The following is a 22,160-nucleotide window of genomic DNA, read 5'->3' on the forward strand; positions in this document are numbered from 1 at the left end:
CGGTGCCTTGAGCCAAAGGCGCGTTGCCTTTCTCGCCGGAGCTTGGGGCGAACGCTTTAGCAGAATTCTTTTAATGTCGCCCTGCAAGTAGTTCATAACTCGGCGACGAGCGGATTTTAAACGTTTGTGAAAACCCTGTTCCGCGCCCTTTCGCTACTGCCACTGCCAGTGCTCCACGTCATCGGCACCGTGATCGGCTGGTTGTCGTGGCTCGCATCGCCTACCTATCGGCGCCGGTTCATGGCAAACGCTCACCAGGCAGGTTACAGCACGCGAGAGGTGCTGGGCGCCGTCGCCGAATCGGGCAAGCTCGTGACCGAGTTGCCGCGCCTGTGGTTCGGTCCCCCGATTCACGTCAGCTGGGAAGGCGATGAGCACATCCGGGCGGCGCAGGCAACGGGCAAGGGCGTCGTGCTCCTGACGCCGCACCTGGGTTGCTTCGAAGTCGCTGCGCAAAGTTTTGCGGTCCTGCATGGGGCCATCACCGTCCTTTATCGGCCCGCGCGCAAGGCCTGGTTGCGCGAACTCGTCGACACGGCACGCGGGCGGGGACGACTGGCCACTGCTCCCACCACGCTGGCCGGCGTGCGGCAGATGCTCAGGGCCTTGAAGGCGGGCGAGGTCGTGGGGCTGTTGCCCGACCAGGTGCCGCCCGAAGGCATGGGCGTGTGGGCGCCGTTCTTCGGCCGCGACGCTTATACGATGACGCTGTCCGCGCGGCTCGCCCAGCAGACCGGCGCAACGGTGCTCCTGGTGTGGGCCGAGCGCCTGTCCTGGGGTCGTGGCTACACCGCGCATGTCCGTCCGTTTGCAGGTGAATTGTCTCGAGACGCCACCGAAGCCGCGGCGCAGGTGAACACTGAGATGGAAAACCTCATTCGCGAATGCCCGCAGCAGTATCTCTGGGGCTACGCTCGCTACAAGCAGCCGCGTGACGGCGCTGGCGACGTCGCCGCCGGAGTGCGCCCTTGAGCACGCTGGGCGTCCTTTTCATGCGCTTGCTCGCGCACTTTCCGCTGGCCTGGATTCGCGCGCTCGGCTGGCTGCTCGGATGGTTTTTGTACGCTGTGGTGATCCCGCGGCGGCGTGTGGTCCGGGTCAACCTGGCAACCGTGTTTCCGGCGATGACGCCTGCTGCGCGGGCCGCGCTGGTGCCACGGGTGTTTGTCGCCTTTGCGCAGGCCTGGCTCGATCGCAGCTGGCTTTGGCATGGCGATTCACAGCTGGCACGCGAGCGGCTGAAGATCGTCGGCGCGCTGCAGGAGTTTGAAGGCCAGGATCCGGTGGTGATCTTTGCGCCGCACTTCGTCGGGCTGGATGCGGGCTGGACTGCGCTCACGCAGCAACTGCAGCGCGGCTTCACCACCATCTACACCGGCCAGAGCAACCAGGTGCTGGATCGGTGGATTTTGCAGGGCCGCAAGCGTTACGGTTCGGGACGGTTGTTCAGCCGCGCCGAGGGGGTGAAAGCGATCGTCGCCTCACTTCGCGCGGGCGAGCCGCTGTACCTGCTGCCCGACATGAATTTCGGGCCGGAAGAATCGATCTTCGTGCCGTTCTACGGCGTGCCTGCTGCGACCGTTCCTTCGCTGTCCCGCTTCGCGAAGCTCGGTCGCGCGAAGGTCGTGCCGGTGACCACGAGGCTGACGCCGCAAGGCTACGAAGTGCGTGTCATGCCGTCATGGCCTGACTTCCCGTCGGGCGACCTCAAGGCTGACACGGCGCTCATGAACGAGCGATTGCAAGGCTATATCGACACCATGCCCGAGCAGTACTACTGGGTGCACAAGCGGTTCAAGACCCGACCGCCGGGCGAGCCGGCGCTCTACTGATCCCGGGCCAGAAATTGCTGCAGCCGGTCGGCGACAAAGGCGGGCCGCTCGTGGATGATCCAGTGGCCGACGCCTTCGACTCTTTCAAGTGTGAGATCGGCGATGTAGTCGCCGAGTCCTTCAATGAGTTCAGGCCCCAGCGCGACGTCGTCCATGCCCCAGAGCACCAGGGTCGGAAGATCGATCGTCCCCATTTCGCGGGGTAGCGAGATGCCGGCGGCGCCAGGATCGGTCTCGCTGGGCGGGCGAATCGGCGATGCCCGGTAGTAATTGCACCCGCCGGAAAGGCTCGCGTCCCAGATGTCACGGTATTGCTGCTTCACGTCTTCGGTAAGCCAGGCGGCATCGCCGCCACTCACGAAGAACTTGAACAGGCGCTTGTATCCGTCGGCGCGCAGCAGTTGTTCGGCGTCGGGCCGAATCAGGAAATTCATGTAGGCGCTGGCGGCCTGCTGCTTGGGGTTGGTGGCGAGTTCGCGCGCAAACGTGTTGGGATGCGGAGAATTGATGATGGCCAGCCGCTTCGTCAGTTCGGGCATCTGGTTGGCGAGATTCCATGCCACTGCGCCGCCCCAGTCGTGAGCGATCAGGCATTCGACCGGCGAGCCCTCTATCGCTATCAGGGCTGCGATGTCCTGCACGAGGTACTTCGCGCGATAAAGCTTGATGTCGGTGGGTTGACTCGACTGCTCATAGCCGCGCAGGTTAGGCGCAACGCAGCGGTAGCCGCCGTTTTCGGGCCGGGCGAAGTGCTCCAGGATTTCGTCCCAGACGAAGGCCGCTTCTGGAAAACCATGCAGGAACATCATCACCGGTCGGCCTCGCGCGCCAGTTACGCGGCAGCTGAGGGTGATGCCGTTTGGCAGGTCCTGCTGGAATTTTTCGATCAAGGCGCTGACTCCTCGTCTGGTTCAGGGCTTGTGGCAGGAGCGTCGGGTGCCGACGCGGCCGGCGCTGCGTGCGCCCACTGCGATAGCAAGAGGGCGGTCTCGCCCACGCCCTGCTTCTTGAGGGCGGAAAAAAGTTTCACTTCTCCGCCGCCGGCCTGCAGGCGCGCGATCGACAGGGCCTTGTTCTGCTCGGCCCGATTGAGCTTGTCGGCCTTGGTCAGCACGAGCAGGAATTTCAGGCCCTCCTCGACGCGCGGGCGTATCACTTCCAGCAGGATGTCGTCGAGTTCCGTCACCCCGTGGCGCGGGTCCACCAGCAGGACGACGCCGGTGAGGTTCTCGCGGGTGACCAGGTAGTTCGCCATCACGCGCTGCCAGCGAAGCTTGTCCTGCTTTGGAACCGCCGCGTAGCCGTAGCCGGGCAAATCGGCCAGGATCGCGTCGGTCACGCCCTGCTTGCCCAGGGTGAACAGGTTGATGCTCTGGGTGCGGCCGGGCGTCTTGGATGCGAATGCCAGGCGCTTTTGCTGGGTCAGCGTATTGATGCAGGTCGACTTGCCGGCGTTGGATCGGCCGACAAAGGCGATCTCCGGCACGCTGGCAGGCGGCAGGAATTCAAGTGTGGGCGCTGTGGTGAGAAAGCGCGCGGTGTGCATCCAGCCCAGTGCCAGGGCCTCTGGAGAGGCCGCTGGCGCAGTGGATGGTTTGGTGCCGGCGGGCTTGCCCGGTGCGGATGTCATGGGGGGCCTTGGCTTGTTCGCGGGGAAACCCGAGAGCGCATTGTAGAATCTTGAGGTTTTGCGCCACCAAACGATCCCCAAGAATATGAAGTCGCTCGCTTCCCTGCTACTGGCCGCCTTGCTGGCAGCCCCTGTCGCCGTCTTCGCACAAGCTGCTCCGGCCGCACCCGCTGCTTCCGCTGCGCCGGCGGCCCCTGCAGTTCCTGCAGCGCCTGTCTCCGCCAAGCCAGACCTCAATGCCGGCAGCGCCAAGTACGCAGCGGTTTGCGCGTCGTGCCACGGCGCCGACGGTAACTCGGGGATTCCGGTCAACCCGAAGCTGGCGCAGCAACACCCCGAATACCTCCTGAAGCAATTGCAGGAATTCAAGGCCGGCAAGCGTCCCAACGCAATCATGCAGCCGATGGCGTCGCAGTTGACCGATGCGGACATGAAGAACATCGCTTACTGGGCAGGTTCGCAAAAGGGCAAGGCCGGTTTCGCCAAGGACAAGGAACTCGTCACGCTGGGCGAGCGCATCTACCGCGGCGGCATCCCCGATCGCCAGGTCGCAGCCTGTGCCGGTTGCCACAGCCCTAATGGCGCCGGCATCCCTGCGCAGTTCCCGCGCCTGTCTGGCCAGCATGCCGACTACACCGATGCCCAGCTCAAGGGCTTCCGTGACGGCCAGCGTCCCAACAGCGTCCAGATGAAGCTGATCGCCGCCCGCATGAACGACCGCGAAATTCGCGCGGTGTCTGACTACATCGCCGGCTTGCGTTGAACTAAGCGCCGCCAACCAGACCTAAAAAGGCGGGCGCCTCCGTGGAGGGCCCGCCTTTTTTTCGATTTCACCACCAGAGCCGATGACTGTCTCCACCCAGGGCCTCCAGATTCGCACCGGATCGCAAGCATTGCGGACCGCCGTGGAGTTGCTGTCGTCCATGCGGTTTTCGATCTCGCTGCTGACAGTCATCTGCATCGCGTCGGTCATCGGCACGGTGCTCAAGCAGGCCGAACCCCTCACGAACTACGTCAACCAGTTCGGGCCGTTCTGGGCCGAGCTGTTTCTGGCACTCAAGCTCAATGCGGTCTACAGCGCCTGGTGGTTCCTGCTGATCCTGGCATTCCTGGTGATCAGCACTTCGCTTTGCATTGCGCGCAACACACCCAAGATCGTTTCCGACCTCAAGGCCTACAAGGAGAACCTGCGCGAGCAGAGCCTGCAGGCTTTCCACCATCGCGCGCAGGCAGCGCTGGGCACGGAGCCGACCGAAACGGCCGCACGGCGCATCGGGGCCACGCTGGCCGGCGGCGGCTGGAAGGTCAAGCTGCAGGCGCGCGACAACGGCTGGATGGTGGCGGCCAAGGCCGGTGCTGCCAACAAGCTGGGTTACATCGCTGCGCACAGCGCGATCGTTCTGGTGTGCCTGGGCGGCCTGCTCGATGGCGACCTGATCGTGCGAGCCCAGATGTTCTTCGGCGGAATCACGCCCTATGCCGGCGGCGGCATGATCGCCGATGTGAAGCCCGAGCACCGGCTGCCGGCGACCAATCCCACCTTTCGCGGCAACCTGCTGGTGGCCGAAGGCACGCAGTCCGGCACTGCCATCCTGAACCAGTCCGATGGCATCGTGCTGCAGGAGCTGCCGTTTTCGATCGAACTCAAGAAGTTCATCGTCGAGCACTACTCCACCGGCATGCCCAAGCTGTTCGCCAGCGAGATCGTGATCCACGACCGCGAGACGGGTGAAAAGATCCCTGCGCGCGTCGAGGTGAACCATCCGGCCAGCCATCGCGGCATCGAGATCTACCAATCCAGCTTTGATGACGGCGGCTCCAGCGTCAAACTCAAGTCCGTGCCTATCCACGTCGGCGCCAAGCCGTTCGAGATCGAAGGCGTGATCGGCGGTACCTCGCAGCTCACCAAAGGCCCCGGCGAAGGCGCAGACAAGATGACGCTGGAGTACACCGGCCTGCGTGTCATCAATGTCGAGAATTTCGGCGGCAACAGTGCCAGTGGCGCTGATGCGCGCAAGGTTGACCTGCGCTCATCGCTCGAATCGCGCATGGGCGCCGCCAACAAGACGGCGACGAAGAAAGAATTGCGCAACGTCGGCCCGAGCATCAGCTACAAGCTGCGCGACGGCGCGGGGCAGGCCCGCGAATTCCACAACTACATGCTTCCGGTGGACATGGGCGATGGCGTGCCCGTCTACCTCATGGGCGTGCGCGACACACCGGCCGAGCAGTTTCGGTATCTGCGCGTCCCAGCCGACGACCAGGGCGCTATCGATGGCTTTGTGCAGCTGCGCGCCGCGCTGTCCGATCCCGGGATGCGCGACCTCGCGGTGAAGCGCTATTCGGCCAAGGCGACCGATTCATCGCGCCCTGAACTGCAGGCGCAGCTTGCAGCGTCGGCGGGCAAGGCGCTCGGCCTGTTTGCCGGTGACGGCCAGCCGGCAACTGGCAAACCCACGGGCGGCCTGCAGGCGATCTCTGACTTCATGGAAGCCAACGTTCCGGAAGCAGAACGCAACCGGGCCGGCGAGGTGCTGGTGCGAATCCTCAACGGCGCGCTGTTCGAACTGGCGCAGCTGTCGCGTGAACGTTCGGGACAAAAGCCGCTCGAACCCAACGAAAAGACACAGGGCTTCATGAACCAGGCCGTGCTCGCGCTCAGTGACGCACAGGCTTATCCGGTGCCGATGGCTTTCCAGCTCAAAGACTTCACGCAGGTCCAGGCCAGTGTGTTCCAGGTGACGCGCGGCCCGGGCAAGAACATCGTTTACCTCGGATGCGCACTGTTGATACTGGGGGTATTCGCAATGCTTTATGTTCGGGAGCGCCGGGTCTGGATCTGGTTGTCCGAGCGGGACGGGCAAACTCAGGCCAGCATGGCGCTGTCGAGCAACCGCAAGATGATGGATACCGACCGCGAGTTCGACCGGCTCAAGCAAAAACTATTGGGGCTCCAGCCATGAACACCGCTACCTCAACGACGACCTCCGCGACCACCATCTCCCTGAACGACAGCTTCCTGTCGCGCCGCAACTGGTTCGACTGGGTGTTTGCTGCGCTGGTGATCGCGGGCGGCCTCTTTGCCTTCACCCGATATGCGGCGTACATGGATGTCTATGAGAAGGGCATTCTCATCGGCACGGTCCCGGCGGCCATCTGGGTCGGCTGGTTCTGGCGGCCGCTTCGTTCGCTCATGCTGGTGGTTGCCAGCTTTTCGCTGCTGGCCATCGCGGCTTATGACGGCAACCTCGCGCGCGCCGAAACCGTGTTCTGGCTGAAGTACTTTTTGTCGAGCCAGTCGGCCATCCTGTGGATGAGCGTGCTGTTCTTCATGAGCACCGTCTTCTACTGGATTGGCATGGTTGCGCCGCGCGAGAGCGCCACGATGGAACGGTTGGGCTCGCGCATCGCGTGGGCTGCGGTGGGCATGGCGCTTATCGGCACGATGGTTCGCTGGTACGAAAGCTACCTGATCGGCGCCGACGTCGGGCACATCCCGGTCAGCAACCTCTACGAAGTCTTCGTCATGTTCTGCTGGATGACGACCACGTTCTACCTGTACTTTGAAGACCAGTACGACACGCGGTCGCTGGGCGCGTTCGTGATGCTGGTGGTCAGTGCCGCCGTCGGCTTCCTGCTCTGGTACACGGTCGTGCGCGAGGCGCATGAAATCCAGCCACTGGTTCCGGCCCTGAAGAGCTGGTGGATGAAGCTGCATGTGCCTGCCAACTTCGTGGGCTACGGCACGTTTTCGCTGGCGGCGATGGTTGCATTCGCCTACCTCATCAAGCAGCAAGCCACCGAGACGCAGTGGCGCAAGCTCACGCCTTTGTGGCTGCTCGGCTTTGCGCTGTGCTTCGTGCCGATCGCATTCCGCCAGCGTGGTATCGCAGAGGCGGGCGGCAGCTACTGGGTCGGCTATGCGCTGATTTCGTCCTTGATTGCCGCGGGCATCCTGCTGGGCCGCCGCCGAATCGCCGCACGGCTGCCTTCGTTCGAAATCCTCGACGACGTGATGTACAAGTCGATCGCGGTCGGATTTGCGTTCTTCACCATCGCCACCGTGCTGGGCGCGCTCTGGGCCGCCGAAGCATGGGGCGGCTACTGGAGCTGGGACCCCAAGGAGACCTGGGCGCTGATCGTCTGGCTCAACTACGCGGCCTGGCTGCACATGCGGCTCATGAAGGGGCTGCGCGGGACCGTGTCTGCCTGGTGGGCGCTGGCCGGGCTCGCAGTGACGACGTTTGCTTTCCTGGGCGTGAACATGTTCCTGTCGGGGCTGCATAGCTACGGAACGTTGTAGCCGGCAGGGATTCTGAATCCTTGTAAGAATGCCGTGCGTACTTAGACCAACGGCAAGTACAAGGAAACCATGATGCTGATCAAGAGCCACGACAACGGATTCATCCACCCGGTATCCAGCGAGATCACGCCGATCTCGGCCTACCAGAACCGGCGCGAGCTCCTGCGGCTGATGGCGACGGGTGTCGCTGGCGCCGCCTTGGCGACCTGGGCCTCGCGTGAAGCGTTCGCGCAGACCGTGCGACCCAACAAGCTTGGCGCATTGCCAGGCGGCAAGTCGGCAGTCGCCGGCGCCGCGACGATGGAAAAGGTGACCGACTACAAGGACGCCTCGACCTACAACAACTACTACGAGTTCGGCACCGACAAGTCCGATCCTGCCGAGAACGCCCACACGCTCAAGACCAAACCCTGGGTCGTCGAAGTTGACGGGCTGGTGAAGAAGCCGGCGAAGTACCAGATTGAAGACCTGATCAAGCTGAGTGCGCAGGAGGAGCGCATCTATCGCATGCGCTGCGTCGAGGGTTGGTCGATGGTGATCCCCTGGGTCGGCTATTCGATGGCCAAGCTGATCGAAAAGGTCGAGCCTCTGGGCAACGCGAAGTACGTCGAGTTCATCACGCTGGCCGACAAGGCGACGATGCCGGGCATCAACTCGCGCGTGCTCGATTGGCCGTATGTGGAAGCGCTGCGCCTGGATGAAGCGATGAACCCACTCACCCTTCTCACCTTCGGCATGTATGGCGAAGTGCTGCCGAACCAGAACGGCGCCCCGGTGCGGCTGGTCGTGCCGTGGAAGTACGGCTTCAAGAGCGCCAAGAGCATCGTGCGCATCCGCTTCACCGACCGCGAGCCGAAGACCGCCTGGAACAAGTCAGCGGCCAACGAGTACGGCTTCTACAGCAACGTGAACCCAAACGTGGATCACCCGCGCTGGTCGCAAGCCACCGAGCGCCGCATCGGCGATGGCGCGGGCCTGTTTGCCAAAAAGCACAAGACGCTGATGTTCAACGGCTATGAGGCGCAGGTGGGACAGATGTACGCGGGCATGGATTTGAAGAAGAATTTCTAGTCACCCTTCACGCGACCACGCCCGCCTTCCGGCCGACAGGCAGGTACACCTCGTCGTAGAACTTCCGGTAATCGGGTGGCGCTGATGCCATGGGTTTGCGGCGCGTCTGGAAGCTGCGCTTCGGGTCCACCTTCATCAGCGCTTCGGCGGCCTCTTTCGCCCTTGGCGCGTCGCCCTTGCGGGTATATGCCATCGCCATCCAGCCATGGGCGTCGAAGAAGGTCGGATTGTTCTCGACCACCCGCCTGAAGTACCCGATGCAGGCGTCATCGTCGCCCATCATGAAGCTGACCCATCCCAGGTTGAAGGCGAGCTGGTCGATGGGGTGCTTCGGGTCCAGGGCGATGCCCTTGAGCAGCAGATCGCGCGCCTTCTCGTACTGCCCGCCGAAGGCCAGTGTGTGGCCCAGCAGGTTATGGGCGAGGGGCTCCTTCGGGGAGAGCGCCAGGTAGGTTTCCGATGCCTGGAGTTGTCCGGGATAGTCGTCATGTGCCTCCGCGTACATGGCGAGGGCCACATAGACGAGCGCGTTGTCAGGATCGATGAGTTTCGCCGCCAGCGCGAGGCGGCGTGACTCCTGGAACTGCGGTTCGCGGGCCGCCGGAGCCAGGGTATGGCTGAAGTACTGCGCCTGCAGGCCGAGGGAGGCTGCGAGGGCGCTCATGGCCGACGGGTTGTTTGGCTCCAGCGCCAGTACATCGCGCCACGCTGCCTGCACCTTGGGAAAGAAATCCGGCGTCCTGGGATTGAGGCGCAGCGCCATCGCGCGAAGCATCAGGTCGGCCACCTTGGGCGTGCTGCCTTTTTGCATCTGGCTGTCACGGGCCGACACGATGACCATCTCGCGCCCGATGCTGTTGCCGATGCGCGTGGTCACCTGGTCCTGCAGCGCAAACAAGTCGTTGGAGCGGCCTTCGAAGGTCTCGGTCCATAGCTGCGCATTCGATTGCGTGTCGGCCAGCTGGGCGCTGATGCGCAGCGTGTCTGACGAGCGCTGCACCGAGCCTTGCAACACGAAGCGCACGCCGAGCTCACGACCCACCTGTTGCGCGGTAGCGGATTTATCCTTCACCGCAGCGGCCGCGGTCGCGACGTTGACGATGAACGCATCGCGGATGCGCGCGAGGTCGGCTGTCACGCTGGCCGTGAGCCCATCAGCCACGTAGCTCTGCGCCGGATCGCCGGTGAGGTTGCTGAACGGCAGCACTGCGACCGACAGCGGATTGACAGCGGCTGCGGCCGGCGGGGTTACCGTGGCTGATGTCTCCGGCTTGCCCGCAACAGTCTTGTAGGTGGTGTAGTAGCCCACAAGCCCACTGAGTACGGCGCCGACACCGGCAACGGCGACGACCCACCCCTTGGCTCGATGGAAATGGCCCACCCATCCGGTTTTCCCGGCCTCCGCGTGCTCGATTGTGGGTGTGCCCATGTCCGTGCGCTCCATTGTTGGGTCGATGCGTGGGGCAGGCTACCAGAGATTGCTGCGAACGGACCTAAGCTATTCTCGGGATTTTTGGGGCGCGAGCCCGCCCCGCCTATCGCACGGCAGGCAGCTTCGTCATCTCCAGCACCTGCGTGCCTTCGCCTTGTGGATGCCCGCGTGGACGCTCTGAGATGCGCTTGGCAAACATGCCGACCGTGTCGGGCATCGACCAGTTGGTCTGCCGGAAGCCGAAGTTGTCGGTCATCACAACCCGCCACGCCTTGAAGGTGCCGGCCGGTACGGTGATGTCTTCATAAGCTTCGACCTTCCATGAAGTCTTCATCGGCATCTTGTTGCTGGCGCCAACCGTGAGTTCGTGGTCCACCGCCCAGGTCTTGCCGACGAAGAACGGGAAGTTGAAGTCCAGCGGCGGGTTGTATCGCATCAACGGCTGGCCCTGCGGATTGAACGCGGCCACGGTGCCTGCCTGGGGGCTTTGCAGTGTCCAGCCGCTGGGTGTGTCGTACCTGCGCAGCATGCGGCCTTCGTACGGGGCCTCGGAGACTTTCATGATCAGCGGGCCGCTGGTGCTGCCAAAACTGCCCGTGTTGACCATCCGGTATTCGACCGTGGCGCCGACCGGCGGCGGCACGTAGCGCTGGGCCGAGGGCGGCGCGCTCGCGCAACCCGAGAGCAGCAGGGCGGCGAGGCCGATCCTCGCCAGGGGCATCGGTGACGAAAAGCCTTGAAGGGTCATGGTGGTCTCCATTTCGTTTGTATCGAAAGTCATCTTCCTGTGGAGCGGGTTGACGCGCTTTGACTTGAATCAAGAGGTTGGCGTGCGCGAAAGTAGCTCGCCGTCGTGACACTTGTAAGCAAGCAACACTCTCTTGTTCCTGCCGGAATCGTCTTGTGACATCCGGCAATCTGCGCCTCAGGCATTGCCCCCACCATCGCGACCCTACACATGGAGTTGTCATGGAATTCGAAAACACAAAAGTGCGGTGGGTGCGTGGTCTGCAATGGTCTGCTGCAGCGGTTGCGGCGGCTGTCCTGGCCGCCTGCGGCGGGGGCGGCGGAGGCGGCAGCAGCGCTGCTGCCGATGGAACCCTGCGGGTCGCGCTCACCGATGCGCCGTCCTGTGGCTATGACCATGTGTGGGTCACGGTCGAGAAAGTCCGCGTCCACCAGAGTTCGTCGGCTGCTGACGCTGACACCGGCTGGGCCGAAATCACGCTGGCCACGCCCAGGCGGGTCGACCTGCTTGCGCTCACCAATGGCGCGCTGGAGGAACTGGGCAGCACCCAACTCGCAGCCGGTTCGTATTCGCAGATCCGGCTGGTGTTGTCGGCTAACTCAGGAACGAACGCCACGGCCAACGCTGTCCAGCCGACGGGTGGCGCCGTGACTGCGCTCACCACGCCAAGCGGACAGCAAAGCGGCCTGAAGCTGCAGGCGAACTTCGTCGTGGCCTCCGGTCAGACAGCGGACCTCGTGCTTGACTTCGACGCCTGCAAGTCGGTCGTGAAGGCAGGCAACTCGGGGCAGTACATCCTCAAGCCCGTGATGACGGTGCTGCCGCGCGTCACCAGCTCGACCATCCAGGGTGCGGTCGCCACGACCCTGCCGCTCGCCAAGACGACCGTGGCCGCGCAGCAAAACGGTGTCACCGTTCGCTCCACCACACCGGACGCCACCGGCAATTTCGCGCTTCCGTACCTGCCGATCGGGACCTATACGCTGGTGATCACGTCGGATGCCCATGCAACCGGCGTCGTCACCGGTGTTCCGAGCGGCTCGACACCCACGGTCGTGAGCACCCCGACCACGGCGATCACCTTGCCGACGAGCACGATGGCTGATATTGGCGGCGTGGTCACCTCAGGGACTGCGATACCGCCGGTGTTGGTCACCGACGCAACCGCGCGCGCCCTGCAGGCACTGACGGGTGGGCCGACGATCGAAGTGGCGAGCAAGCCGGTCGATGGTCTCCTGGCGAGCTACCAGTTCCGTGTGCCGGTTGCTGCGCCTGTGAAGGCTGCGTACGCTGCCGGCTCAGCACTGACCTGGACGGCGGACACTGCAGGTGCGGGCAAGTACACGATCCAGATCCAGGCACCCGGCCGCGCGACGCAGGACAAGCCAGCTGACGTGAGCGCAAGCTCGGCTGTCACGGTGAACTTCGGCTACTGATCCGGAAGTTCCGGTCATCGCCTCTTTGTTCTTATGGCAGCGGAGGTGGAGGGGGAATGTCCACCTGCACCTCCTCCAGTCTTCGGGCGACCAACTTGCTTTCCTCGATCAGGTTGAGGGAGCGCAGGTCGGCGCTGAAGCTGGCGTATTGTTCGACAGGCAGCCAGGCCAGAAACTGTCTGAAGTTTGAAGGCTTCAGGTTGATGGCCAGCTGGCGCCTGAAAGCCCACGACTCGCGGTCGACATGCGAGTTGCGACTTCCGGTCGCTTTGTAGGCGGCGAAGTCCCCGGTTGCGCGAACGACTGTCTCGGCAAGCTCGCGGCTGCTTCTCTTCCTGAACTGCGTGAACGCCAGGTTCGCCGCAGTCATCGACCTGAACGCGGCACCCTCTGGGGTGCCCGGTGACGGCGGGACGATTGGCGCACTGATTCCTTCTTTCCCTGGGCCGAAGTCCGGCAGGGTGATGTGCACTTCAAAGGCCTTGCGCTCGATCCCCCGGTCGACGCCTGCCTTGGCTGCTTCGTTGCTCGTCAGCGCAAGCGCGGCGTCGCATTGGCGGATCACAGCCTGGCAACGAGTTGCATCCGTTCCCGCAGCCTCAAGCCTGAGTGCCTGTTCGCGAATTTGCCTGATCGCCTGATTCACATAGGGCAGGCCGAACCTGTGAGCCGACTTGCCGATCGCTTTCGCATCGTCCTGGATGATTCCGTTGGCGATGGCATCCTGAACAAGGCAGTTGAATTCGTTGTCGACCGTGGCCTTGAGTGCGCCCTTGTGCAGGTGCTCCTGCCGCACCACGCGGTCGCTGGAAGGTGGAATCAGTTTGGTGGTGGCGAAACTGATGCTGTGGTCCACATTGCGATCAAGCGCATGAAAGAAGCGGCAGATGCCCGCAAGAGGCGCCAGCACGCCCTGACCCGGTTCCTGCTGGAAGTAGGGGGGGCATCCTCCTTCCTCGATCTTGATGAACAGCACGTCATCTTGCAGCCTGTCGAACAGCATCGAGCCGCCCTCGCCGGGCAGCTTGCTCGCGTAGTCTTCGATACCGCGCTGGCGCGGCTTGCCGGTCGGAATGAATCCGAGCGCCTTGTGCTTCTCGCCGGGCAGTGTGCGTTCGGCGAAATGCGTGGACATGCGCGAGCAGGAAGTCGGCGCGCTGTTCTTGAAGTTGTAGATCTTCCCGCCCGGGTCCTTCAACAGGATGGAGCCAGCGCTCACCATGTCGCTGGTCTTGGCGAAGAGGCCATCTTCCTTGCGGTCCAGGTCCTGGCTGGCGGCGGTTGCCATCAGGTACCAGGCGAGCGCGCGCGTCGTGTAGGTGTTGGAGGTGACGGGGAAGCCATTGAAGAACAGCGGCAAGCTGCCATCGCTGTGCTGCAACGCAGCGGCGATGTTTTCGCCCATCGCAACCAGCTTTTCGATCTCTTCTCTTGAGAGGCGGTCGCCGTTTTTGATCGCATGCATGTGCAGGCTGGATGCGATCCCTGTTCGTTGGAGCACACTGCCTGGACGCGGTTTTTCAAGCTCGGTGATCAACGCGCGGTTGGCCTGGCGATACTTGCGCTCCGCCCGAGGCTCGAAGATGTACTGGTTGGCCAGCCGTCCGACCAGATTGACCGACTTCACCACCACCACCGCTGCGCCCAGGGCGACAACCAGGGAGCCGACCAGGGGTGCGGCCACGACGAAGCCAATGGGCTTCATGGCCGTCTTGAAGAAAGTCCACGCTTTTTGTCCGAGGCTGAGGGTCTGGTTGCGAGCCACGCCGTCGCCGATCCTGATCTGCCTGCCGCGCAGTCCGCTGGCTTGTGGAGCCTGCACGACATCGTCGGGCGCAGGCGCATGAATGTCGTGGAGCGAAACGCTCCTGACATCGGCTATGCCGACAGTGGGCCTGAGCCCTGGGTGCAGGCGGAAGTTGTCGTTGCTGGCGTTCATGGCGGCCTCTCAGACTCGCATGCCCACTGGCATGGTGGTCTCTTCACCCAGATCGACTTCTCCGGCGACGAATCTCTTCCAGAATTGGCCTGTGTCGGCAAACCCATCGAGCATCGCGGCAAGCCCCTGGGCCGTGACTTCATTCAAGTCGATGCGCCCTGCGAGGATGACGTCGCCGGTATCGGCCTGCACCCCCAGCGTGGCCCCGCCTGTGCCGGCCCACATGTTGTTGGCATGCAGCAAAGTGCGATACACAGCAGGCGCACTTTCAGGCGATGGTGCCCCCAGGTTGACGAAATACAGGAGGTCGCCCATCTCCTGCGTACCCTCGCAGGCCAGGCCGACGAGCAGGTCGTCGATCACCAGTTCCTGGGTTTTGGCGAGCAAGCTGCCATCCAGGCCGACGTGCGCTGCGAACGCATGAATCAACTCGTTGTAGGTGTTGGCGGTGGTGGTGGTCACGGCATTTCCTTGAGGACTGCCAGTTGGTAACGCCGCGTTCCATAGCGTTCCATTGCGCTTGCCGGCCCGGTAAGGAAAGCAGCTTCGCACCGACTAAAGTCGGATACTCCCAAGGACCAACCCCTCATGCATCTGCCCCGCGTTTCCAAGGCCCTCATGCATCCGGCCGCCAAGCCGGTGCTGTTCATGGCATCGCTGTTGCCCTTCGCCTGGCTCGTCTATGCAGCCGTCACCGACAACCTCGGCGCCAACCCTGCCGAGCACCTCATCCGCTCGCTCGGCGACTGGACACTCAGGTTCCTCTGCCTCACGCTCGCTGTGACGCCGCTACGTGTCATCACCGGCACGCCTGCGCTCGCGCGTTTTCGCCGGATGGTCGGACTCTTCGTTTATTTCTATGCGTTCATGCACCTGCTGGGCTACGCGGTGTTCGACATGCAGCTCGATGTGGGCGATATCGCCAAAGACATCGCGAAGCGCCCGTTCATCCTGGTCGGGTTCGCGGCGTTTTTGCTGCTCACGCCGCTGGCGCTGACCTCATTGAACAAGGCCGTGAAAGCGATGGGCGCGCGCCGCTGGCAGATGCTTCACAAGCTCGTCTATGTGATTGCAGGTCTTTCGATCCTGCACTTCTTCTGGATGCGTGCGGGCAAGAACGACTTCGCAGAAGTTGCCGTGTACGCGGCCATCCTCGCTGTGCTGCTTGGATGGCGCGTCGTTCACTACTTCAGGTTGAAGGTACGAGGCGCTCGGGGCGCATCTGGTCCTGCGCGGTCTCGCGCTCGCGGATAAGCCAGGACTTCGCGCCATCGACCAGCACTTCAGCTGCGCGTCCACGCGTGTTGTAGTTGCTGGCCATGCTCATGCAATACGCACCTGCTGACATCACGGCCAGCAGGTCGCCCGGTCGAACGTGCAGCAGGCGGTCACGAGCGATCCAGTCGCCGCTTTCGCAGACCGGGCCGACGATGTCCCAGGTGTGCGCCGGCGCATCGCCCGACTTCACCGGCACCACGGCATGAAAGGCCTGATACATCGCGGGTCGCGGCAAGTCGTTCATGGCTGCGTCGACGATGCAGAAGTTCTTGTGCTCACCGGGCTTGAGGTACAGCACTTCGGTCACGCACACGCCGGCATTGCCCACCAGCGAACGGCCCGGCTCGATCATGAAGTGCCGGTCGCCGAAGCCGCGCGCATCGAGCTTGGCCAGGAGCTTGGCCCACAGCGCATCGGCGGCAGGTGGCTGGTCGCCGTTGTAGCTGATGCCCAGGCCGCCGCCGAAGTCGATGTGCTGCAGCGCGATGCCTGCCGCCTCGATGGCCTGCACGAGGTCGAGCACGCGATCCATCGCATCGAGGTAAGGGCTTTCATCGGTGATCTGCGAGCCGATGTGGCAGTCGATACCCACGACCTTCAGGCCTGGCAACGAGGCAGCGCGCTGGTAAGTTGCGACAGTGCGCTCATGCGCCACGCCGAACTTGTTGCCTTTGAGCCCGGTGGAGATGTAGGGATGGGTCTTGGGATCGACGTCGGGATTGACGCGAATACTGACGGGCGCCACCTGGCCAAGACTGATCGCGACTTCGTTGAGCACTTCGAGTTCGCCTTCGCTCTCGACGTTGAAGCAGCCGATGCCGACTTCGAGCGCGCGGCGCATTTCGGCGCGCGTCTTGCCCACGCCGGATAAGATGATGTCGCTGCCTTTGGCACCCACGGCCAGCACGCGCTCGAGTTCGCCGCCCGAGACGATGTCAAAGCCGCACCCGGCCTGCGCGAAAACCTGGAGGATGCCCAGCGAGGAGTTGGCCTTCATCGCGTAGCAGATCTTCGCCTTGCGTCCCGCAAAGCCGCGCTGATAGGCCGCGAGCGCCTCCAGCATCGACGACTTCGAATAAACAAAAAGGGGCGTGCCGTGCTCGCGGGCGAGTCCCGCCAGCGAAACATCCTCGGCGAACAATTCCCCGTCGCGGGTCTGGAAGTGCGGGTGGCCGGGGAGGTGGTGCTGCGACGTGGTTGACTGGCTCATGGGCGGGGTGCCGGGTTGGCAGTGCCCGTCGGTGTGTTCGGCGCAGAAGCTGCAGCCGCCGGCCCCTGGGGATTGATGATCTGCGGCAGGGTGGCGCGACCTTGCGCGCTCTCACCGGTCGGCAGGAAGAGGGGACCTTTCTGGCCGCAAGCGGCGAGCATTGCGACCACAGCGGCAGCAAGGCCAACGCGCCGCAAGCGGGCGCTCACTAGAATTTGGGAAACATGGAGCATTGTGAAATTGTAATGACCGACTCTGAATACATGGATCGCGCCGAAGCGCTGCTGGCCCGCCTCGAAGCTGCGTGCGACCGGATCAATGACGAATCGGACGCCGATATCGACAACCAGCGGGTCGGTGGCATGGTGACGATGACCTTTCCGAACGGCACGCAAATCATCGTGAACCTGCAAAAGCCGTTGCAGGAGGTGTGGATGGCCGCCCGGGCCGGCGGCTTTCACTACAAGTTCGACGGCGCGAACTGGATGGACACCAAGGGCAATGGCGAGTTCTTTGCCAACCTCGCCCGCTATGCCAGCGAGCAGGCTGGATCGGAACTCGACTTCGCTTGATCAAGGCGCCTCACGGCTGTTCGGCTGTCATGCCGGACCCCGATCCGGCATCCACCGCGAAGCGGACGCGGCGCTTGATCAACGATGGATTGCGGATCAAGTCCGCAATGACTGCCTTTAGTTCCTGAACAGATCGAGGATGCTCTTGCGCTCGTCCGTTGGCGACGTGGGCGGGCGGCTCGGCGGCAGGCCATCGGAATTCATGAGGCTCTTGTCCTGGGGGGCCGCTGGCGCCCCAGGCACCCCAGGCGATGCAGGCGCTCCGTTCGGGGCGGCAGGCGCCGCGCCCTCCACGGACGCGCCGCCCAGGCTGCTCACACCGCCGCCACGCGCGTATTCCTCGTAGTACCACTCGCCGCCCATGTTGACGACGCCCTCGGGGGCAGTCGGCTCCATCACGGCCACGCCCTTGAGCGCAGTCTCCATGAAGGTGATCCAGACCGGCAGGCTCAGGCCACCTCCGGTCTCCCGGTCTCCCAGGGATCGCGGCGTGTCGTAGCCCATCCAGACCACGGCGGCAATGGTTGGCTGGTAGCCAGCGAACCAGGTGTCGATGGAGTCGTTGGTCGTGCCGGTCTTGCCGTACAGGTCCACCCGCTTGAGCGTGGCTTGCGCCCGCGCAGCCGTGCCGGACCGTGTGATCTCCTGCAGCAGCCGGCTCATGATGAAGGCGTTGCGGGCGTCGATGGCGCGCACGGATTCATTGGGCAGCGGCGGCTGGCTTTCGACGATGGCCTTGCCGCGCTGGTCTGTGATCTTGGTGATGAGCCAGGGGTTCACGCGGTAGCCGCCGTTGGCAAAGACGGCATAGGCCGTGGCCATCTGCATGGGCGTGACGGCGCCGGCACCCAGCGCCATGGTGAGGTAGGGCGGATGCTTGTCGGCATCGAAGCCGAACCGGCTGATCCAGTCCTGGGCGTTCTGGGTGCCGACCGCCTGCAGGACCCGGATCGACACCATGTTCTTGGATTTGGCCAGCGCGGTGTGCAGCTGCATAGGCCCCTCGAACTTGCCGTCGTAGTTCTTGGGCTCCCAGGGTTGTCCGCCCGTCACGCCGGCGTCGAAGAACAGCGGCGCGTCGTTGACGACCGTTGAGGGCGTGAAGCCCTTTTCAAGCGCTGCGGAGTAAATGAAAGGTTTGAACGACGAGCCCGGCTGCCGCCAGGCCTGCGTCACGTGGTTGAACTTGTTCTTGTTGAAGTCGAACCCGCCGACCAAAGCCCGAATCGCGCCGTCTCGCGGGTCGAGCGCGACAAATGCGCCTTCCACCTCGGGCAGTTGCGTGATTTCCCAGGTGCCCTTGGGCGTCTTGACGACCCGGACCACCGCGCCGCGCCGCAGCTTGATCTTGGGGGGCGCCTTATCGGACAGCCCGGATTGCGCGGGGCGAAGGCCCTCGCCGGTGATTTCGATCCGGTCGCTGTTCAGGCGCACGGCGATGATCCGTTTGGGCGTGGCTTCCAGCACCACCGCAGACACGACATCGCCATTGTCCGGGTGCTCGGCCAGCGCATCGTCGATGGCTTCCTCGGCCTCTTTGGAGCCCTCGGGCAGGTCGATGAATTCTTCCGGGCCGCGGTAGATCTGCCGGCGCTCGTAGTCCATGATGCCCTTGCGCAGCGCCTTGTACGCCACGTCCTGCTCTTCGGCCTTGACGGTGGTGAAGACGTTCAGCCCGCGGGTGTAGGCCTCATCGCCGTACTGGGCATAAACCAGCTGGCGCACGGTCTCGGCGATGTACTCGGCGTGAACCTTGGTGTTGTCCATGCCCGAGCGGATCTTCAGTTCCTGCTTCTTGGCTTCGATCGCTTCCTCGGCCGTGATGTAGCCGTTTTCCTGCATGCGCTCGATGATGTAGAGCTGCCGCGCCCGAGCCCGGGTGGGGTTGCTGATGGGGTTGTAGGCAGACGGCGCCTTGGGCAGGCCTGCCAGCATGGCGGCCTCTGCAATGGTCAGGTCTTTCATCGCCTTGCCGTAATAGGCATCGGCTGCAGCCGCAAACCCGTAGGCCCGGTTGCCCAGAAAGATCTGGTTCATGTAGATCTCCAGGATCTGGTCCTTGCTGAGCGCGTGCTCGAGCTTGAAGGTCAGCAGCACCTCATACAACTTGCGGGTGAAGGTCTTTTCGGACGAAAGGTAAACATTTCGTGCCACCTGCATGGTGATGGTGGAGGCGCCCTGGCTCTTCACGCGACCCAGGTTGGCCAGCGCTGCCCGCAAGAGGCCCCGGTAGTCCACGCCACCGTGCGAATAGAACCGAGAGTCCTCGATGGCCAGAACCGCGTCTTTCATGACCTTGGGAATCTGGGCGATAGGCGTGAGGTTGCGGCGCTCTTCGCCGAATTCGCCGATCAGCACGCCCTCGGCCGAAAAGACCCGCAGGGGCAGCTTGGGCCGGTAATCGGACAGGTCGGAGATATCGGGAAGATTCGGATACGCGACGGCCAGGGCGACGCCGATGATGATGGCAATCGACGACCCAGCCGCAAGCGCGAGCCCGCCGGTCCACAGCATCAGGCGCAGCAGTACGCGTTTCCAGCCGGTCAATGGCGCGCGGGGCGGGCGGGAGCGAGGCTTGGGATTCGACGCGCCGGTCTCATCGGAGGATTCAGGAGGCATTGGGGTTCCAGGAAGCGTCGCTGGCGACCATTATAAAAATGAGACAGAGGGGCGCACTGCTTTCTTGCGGACCGCTCTTCAAGGGATTCCGTGGCAGCGCAAGCCGTCTCTTGTTGCGACGTGTCCGGCGCCTGCTTCGGGCGAAGTATCGCAGGTCAGCACGTCTTTTTTTGGCAACGCTGCGAGGGGGTCAAAACGGAAAATTCCTTTGCGGGACAAGGACGTTACTGCTAGCATTGAAGTGAAATCTTAAGTTTGTTACGCCTTCATGCACGGCGTTACAGGAGACCTAATTGAGCGCCTTGAGTTCGTTGTTTAGCCGGCAGCCGGCGCCCTTGCTGGGCTTGGACATCAGCTCATCCAGCGTCAAGCTGGTCGAGTTGTCCCGCGACAAGGAGGGAACCCTCATCCTTGAACGCTGCGCCATTGAGCCGCTCGAACGCGGCTGGATCACCGACGGCAACGTCGAGAAGTTCGAGGAAGTGGCCGAGGCCATGCGCCGCGTCGTCAAAAAGAGCGGCACACGCACCCGAAATGTTGCGATGGCGTTGCCGCCGTCAGCGGTCATCACCAAGAAGATCGTGCTGCCCGGCGGCCTGAGCGAGCAGGAGCTCGAAGTCCAGGTCGAGGCCGAAGCCAACCAGTACATCCCGTTTTCCCTTGATGAGGTCAGCCTCGACTTTTGCGTCGTCGGGCCCAGCACCAGCTCGCAAGGCGATGTTGAAGTGCTCATCGCCGCTTCCCGCAAGGAAAAAGTGCAGGACCGCCAGGGTCTGGCCGAGGCGGCGGGCCTCAAGCCCATGATCATCGATGTGGAGTCCTATTCATCGCGGCTCGCTGCCGGCCGCCTGATCCAGGCACTGCCCAACCAGGGCGTGGACACCATGGTGGCGCTGTTTGAAGTCGGCGCCTTCACCACCAGCATGCAGGTCATCCGTAACGACGAAGTGCTTTACGACCGCGACCAGGCCTTCGGCGGTGCCCAGCTCACCCAGCTCATCGTGCGCCAGTACGGGTTTTCTCCCGAAGAGGCCGAGGGCAAGAAGCGAAACGGCGACCTGCCCGAAGACTACGACAGCGGCGTGCTCAAGCCGTTTGTTGAAGGCATGGCCCAGGAAGTCGCCCGCGCCCTGCAGTTCTTCTTCACGAGCACACCGCACAACCGGGTGGACTACATCATGCTGGCCGGCGGCTCGGCAGCACTGCCCGGCCTGACCGACGCGGTCACCATGCAGACATCTTTCCCGTGCAATCTGGCCAACCCCTTCGAAGGCATGAAGGTCGGCGATGGCGTGCGCGAAAAGAAGATGCGGCGTGAAGCGCCTTCCTACCTCACATCGTGCGGCCTGGCCATGCGGAGGTTCCTGCAGTGATCCTGATCAACCTACTCCCGCACCGCGAGGCGGCCCGCAAGCGCCGGCGCGAAGCGTTTTATGCCGCGCTAGGCGCGTCTGCCGTGGCCGGTGGCGTGATCGCAGGCGCGATCTACCTCTGGTACGCAGCGCAGATCTCCGGCCAGCAAAACCGCAACCTGACCTTGCAGACCGAAATCAAGCGGCTCGAAGCCCAGATCAAGGACATTGCCAACCTGCAGGCCGAAATCGCTGCCCTTCGCGCGCGCCAGCAGGCGGTGGAAGATCTTCAGGCAGACCGCAACATGCCGGTTCACCTGCTCAACGAACTGGTGGGCCAGCTGCCCGACGGCGTATACGTCACCAGCGTCAAGCAGGAGAACCAGATCGTCACCATCCAGGGCATGGCCCAGTCCAACGAGCGCGTCTCGGAACTGCTGCGCAACCTGGGCAACAAGAGCGCCTGGCTCACAAGACCTGACCTCATTGAAATTACTGCCGCCAGCGTGGCCCTCAGTCCTCGCGAGAACCGCCGCGTATCGGCGTTCACCATGCGCGCAAGACTGCTGCGCTCCAGCGAGGCTGCCAAGGCCGGTGCGCCGGCCAGTGGCGCTTCTGGCGCAGCGCCGGCTGTTGCAGGGGGCCCCGGCTTCGCCGCTTCGGGTGCGATTGCAGCCGCTCCGTCAGCGCCGGTTGTCGGCGTGCCTGTCGCTGCACCTGTCGCTGTGACCCCTCCTG

Annotated in this window: 19 protein-coding genes and 1 pseudogene; 11 read left to right on the plus strand and 9 right to left on the minus strand. The window is 63.5% G+C overall.

The window, feature by feature from the left end:
• Positions 1 to 126: 126 nt before the first annotated feature.
• Complete coding sequence (locus tag AQ12_RS09925; protein WP_048439691.1) at positions 127 to 972, plus strand: lysophospholipid acyltransferase family protein; 846 nt, start codon at positions 127 to 129, stop codon at positions 970 to 972.
• On the plus strand, positions 969 to 1,832 hold the full coding sequence (locus AQ12_RS09930) for a lipid A biosynthesis acyltransferase (protein ID WP_255352448.1): 864 nt from the start codon (positions 969 to 971) through the stop codon (positions 1,830 to 1,832). The genes AQ12_RS09925 and AQ12_RS09930 overlap by 4 nt, the downstream gene beginning before the upstream one ends.
• On the opposite strand, the gene AQ12_RS09935 is transcribed toward AQ12_RS09930, so the two are convergent.
• Positions 1,826 to 2,722, minus strand: coding sequence for an alpha/beta fold hydrolase (locus tag AQ12_RS09935; RefSeq protein WP_048439693.1), 897 nt, complete (start codon positions 2,720 to 2,722; stop codon positions 1,826 to 1,828). The two genes, AQ12_RS09930 and AQ12_RS09935, sit on opposite strands and share 7 nt — an antisense overlap.
• Positions 2,719 to 3,462 (minus strand): ribosome biogenesis GTP-binding protein YihA/YsxC, encoded by a 744-nt coding sequence (gene yihA, locus AQ12_RS09940; RefSeq protein WP_048439694.1) that lies wholly within the window; start codon positions 3,460 to 3,462, stop codon positions 2,719 to 2,721. Before yihA ends, AQ12_RS09935 begins: the two co-directional genes overlap by 4 nt.
• 85 nt (positions 3,463 to 3,547) lie before the next feature.
• Here yihA and AQ12_RS09945 point away from each other — a divergent pair, with 85 nt between their 5' ends.
• The 4 genes from AQ12_RS09945 (at position 3,548) to msrP (ending at position 8,836) form a co-directional block, all read left to right on the plus strand.
• Complete coding sequence (locus AQ12_RS09945; RefSeq protein WP_048439695.1) at positions 3,548 to 4,225, plus strand: cytochrome c; 678 nt, start codon at positions 3,548 to 3,550, stop codon at positions 4,223 to 4,225.
• An 82-nt stretch (positions 4,226 to 4,307) separates the two neighbouring features.
• Entirely contained in the window at positions 4,308 to 6,425 is a 2,118-nt protein-coding gene (locus tag AQ12_RS09950) for a cytochrome c biogenesis protein ResB (protein WP_048439696.1), read from the plus strand.
• Positions 6,422 to 7,765, plus strand: coding sequence for a c-type cytochrome biogenesis protein CcsB (ccsB, locus tag AQ12_RS09955; protein ID WP_048439697.1), 1,344 nt, complete (start codon positions 6,422 to 6,424; stop codon positions 7,763 to 7,765). Before AQ12_RS09950 ends, ccsB begins: the two co-directional genes overlap by 4 nt.
• A 72-nt stretch (positions 7,766 to 7,837) precedes the next feature.
• Positions 7,838 to 8,836, plus strand: coding sequence for a protein-methionine-sulfoxide reductase catalytic subunit MsrP (gene msrP, locus AQ12_RS09960; protein ID WP_048439807.1), 999 nt, complete (start codon positions 7,838 to 7,840; stop codon positions 8,834 to 8,836).
• A gap of 7 nt (positions 8,837 to 8,843) precedes the next feature.
• Here the strand turns inward: msrP and AQ12_RS22090 are convergent, their stop codons facing one another.
• Together AQ12_RS22090 and AQ12_RS09970 are read right to left on the minus strand one after the other, a co-directional pair.
• Positions 8,844 to 10,265 carry a tetratricopeptide repeat protein gene (locus AQ12_RS22090; RefSeq protein ID WP_161799010.1) on the minus strand — a complete coding sequence of 474 codons (1,422 nt, stop codon included), beginning with the start codon at positions 10,263 to 10,265 and terminating at the stop codon, positions 8,844 to 8,846.
• A 106-nt stretch (positions 10,266 to 10,371) separates the two neighbouring features.
• Positions 10,372 to 11,016 carry a hypothetical protein gene (locus AQ12_RS09970; RefSeq protein ID WP_152682743.1) on the minus strand — a complete coding sequence of 215 codons (645 nt, stop codon included), beginning with the start codon at positions 11,014 to 11,016 and terminating at the stop codon, positions 10,372 to 10,374.
• Positions 11,017 to 11,237: 221 nt separating this feature from the next.
• Here AQ12_RS09970 and AQ12_RS09975 point away from each other — a divergent pair, with 221 nt between their 5' ends.
• On the plus strand, positions 11,238 to 12,452 hold the full coding sequence (locus AQ12_RS09975; RefSeq protein WP_048439699.1) for a DUF4382 domain-containing protein: 1,215 nt from the start codon (positions 11,238 to 11,240) through the stop codon (positions 12,450 to 12,452).
• A gap of 31 nt (positions 12,453 to 12,483) precedes the next feature.
• Here AQ12_RS09975 and AQ12_RS09980 read toward each other — a convergent pair whose 3' ends face one another.
• Complete coding sequence (locus tag AQ12_RS09980; RefSeq protein WP_048439700.1) at positions 12,484 to 14,391, minus strand: hypothetical protein; 1,908 nt, start codon at positions 14,389 to 14,391, stop codon at positions 12,484 to 12,486.
• Between the two features lie 9 nt (positions 14,392 to 14,400).
• Complete coding sequence (locus AQ12_RS09985) at positions 14,401 to 14,853, minus strand: CesT family type III secretion system chaperone (protein WP_048439701.1); 453 nt, start codon at positions 14,851 to 14,853, stop codon at positions 14,401 to 14,403.
• A 126-nt stretch (positions 14,854 to 14,979) separates the two neighbouring features.
• Between AQ12_RS09985 and AQ12_RS09990 the strand changes: the two genes are divergently transcribed.
• On the plus strand, positions 14,980 to 15,645 hold the full coding sequence (locus AQ12_RS09990; protein ID WP_048439702.1) for a sulfite oxidase heme-binding subunit YedZ: 666 nt from the start codon (positions 14,980 to 14,982) through the stop codon (positions 15,643 to 15,645).
• Here AQ12_RS09990 and lysA read toward each other — a convergent pair.
• Positions 15,581 to 16,879, minus strand: a complete 1,299-nt coding sequence (gene lysA / locus AQ12_RS09995; protein ID WP_048439703.1) for a diaminopimelate decarboxylase — start codon at positions 16,877 to 16,879, stop codon at positions 15,581 to 15,583. The genes AQ12_RS09990 and lysA overlap by 65 nt on opposite strands.
• On the minus strand, positions 16,876 to 17,112 hold the full coding sequence (locus AQ12_RS23530) for a lipoprotein (protein ID WP_048439704.1): 237 nt from the start codon (positions 17,110 to 17,112) through the stop codon (positions 16,876 to 16,878). The genes lysA and AQ12_RS23530 overlap by 4 nt, the downstream gene beginning before the upstream one ends.
• 12 nt (positions 17,113 to 17,124) lie before the next feature.
• On the opposite strand from AQ12_RS23530, the gene cyaY reads away from it, so the two are divergent.
• Positions 17,125 to 17,451, plus strand: coding sequence for an iron donor protein CyaY (gene cyaY / locus AQ12_RS10005; protein ID WP_048439705.1), 327 nt, complete (start codon positions 17,125 to 17,127; stop codon positions 17,449 to 17,451).
• A gap of 117 nt (positions 17,452 to 17,568) precedes the next feature.
• Here the strand turns inward: cyaY and AQ12_RS10010 are convergent, their stop codons facing one another.
• Positions 17,569 to 20,070 (minus strand): penicillin-binding protein 1A, encoded by a 2,502-nt coding sequence (locus tag AQ12_RS10010; RefSeq protein WP_048439706.1) that lies wholly within the window; start codon positions 20,068 to 20,070, stop codon positions 17,569 to 17,571.
• A 293-nt stretch (positions 20,071 to 20,363) separates the two neighbouring features.
• On the opposite strand from AQ12_RS10010, the gene AQ12_RS10015 reads away from it, so the two are divergent.
• Together AQ12_RS10015 and AQ12_RS10020 are read left to right on the plus strand one after the other, a co-directional pair.
• Entirely contained in the window at positions 20,364 to 21,443 is a 1,080-nt protein-coding gene (locus AQ12_RS10015; protein WP_048439707.1) for a pilus assembly protein PilM, read from the plus strand.
• Positions 21,440 to 22,045, plus strand: a pseudogene (locus tag AQ12_RS10020) (PilN domain-containing protein); the annotation flags it as partial. The gene AQ12_RS10015 and the pseudogene AQ12_RS10020, both read left to right, overlap by 4 nt.
• Between the last annotated feature and the right edge of the window lie 115 nt (positions 22,046 to 22,160).

The sequence above is a fragment of the Caenimonas sp. SL110 genome, from assembly GCF_001044395.1.
In the GTDB taxonomy this organism is placed as follows: Bacteria; Pseudomonadota; Gammaproteobacteria; order Burkholderiales; family Burkholderiaceae_C; genus Ramlibacter.